Genomic DNA, 1,191 nt, shown 5'->3' with positions numbered 1-1,191 from the left:
TTGATTTTTATACCCAGTGGTTCATTTTGTCTCATTACTGAAAAGGCGGATATCCAAAAAGCCTTAAAAATCATTTATGAGCACCTAGAAGATAAAGGACTTTTTGTATTTGAAGTAGAAACACGCTATGCAGTTCCTAATGAATTAGGTATATGGAGAGGCTCAAGATGGCCCAAAGAAGATGGAACTCTCATCGTATTAAGTCAATTAGCCATGCTCAATGAAGAGGTTTGTTACTCTATCGGCAAATACGAGTTGATTGAAAACAACCGTGTGATTCAAACAGAGGTAGAGGAATATAAAATTCGCATTTATCAAAACTCTTCTTTCTTGCACAATTTGCTTACTGAGGTTGGTTTTAGCAATGTACGGATGGTTAAAGGATTTGACCGAAACGCGCCACCTGATGAAAAAGACGAAAGTATTGTTTTTGAATGCAGAAAATAATTGAGGTAATAAATGAAGATTCTATGTCCAGCACCACTGCAAAAAGGAGATATCGTAGGGCTTATTTCACCGTCGAGCCCTATTATGGAACAGGATATAGAAGCGGGAGTTCATTTATTAAAGTTGAATGGATTTAAGGTAAAGTATGCAAAGCATATGTTTGCATCAGAACGATTTTTAGCGGGAAAAGACAGTGAACGTGCCAATGATGTGATGGATTTCTTTAAAGATTCTGAAGTGAAAGCAATTATTGCAACCCGAGGCGGACAAGGTTCACAACGTATTTTACCTTTTTTAGACTATGAATTAATTAAGAGAAACCCAAAACAATTATTCGGGTTTAGTGATACCACCGCGTTGCAATTAGGCGTATTTAAAAACAGTGGCTTAGTAAGTTATACAGGATTTACTTTGACTATTCATTTGAGTACCCAGGTTAAAAAAACATTACTTTCCTCTTTATTAGGCCAAGAGTACACAATTTCCAAAGGAATAAAAGTTCATGCAGGTGTTAGCCGAGGTCCTTTACTTGGTGGAAATTTAACTCTGATGACTAATTTAATGGGTACACCTTATCTGCCTAGTTTTAAAGAAAGTATTTTATTGGTAGAAGACGTTGGTGTCGAGCCCTATAATATTGATGGCATGCTCTCCCAACTAGATTTAGCAGGAATTTTTGATGAAGTTTCAGGCGTTATTTTTGGTACATTTGAACACTGTAAAAGTAAGAAATCGAATCAGCAC

1 protein-coding gene and 1 pseudogene are annotated in these 1,191 nt (G+C 36.4%); both read left to right on the top strand.

What is annotated here, in order from left to right; translation table 11 throughout:
* Window positions 1-447, top strand: a pseudogene (locus Lani_RS20960) (bifunctional GNAT family N-acetyltransferase/class I SAM-dependent methyltransferase); the annotation flags it as partial.
* A gap of 12 nt (window positions 448-459) precedes the next feature.
* Window positions 460-1,191: S66 peptidase family protein (locus Lani_RS16385; RefSeq protein WP_238585196.1), on the top strand; the 732-nt coding region annotated here is incomplete at its 3' end.

The sequence above is a fragment of the Legionella anisa genome (assembly GCF_001467525.1).
Classification (GTDB): Bacteria; Pseudomonadota; Gammaproteobacteria; order Legionellales; family Legionellaceae; genus Legionella; species Legionella anisa.
The sequence above is the reverse complement of the archived record's forward strand: the minus strand, read 5'-3'. Positions and strand labels throughout refer to the sequence as shown.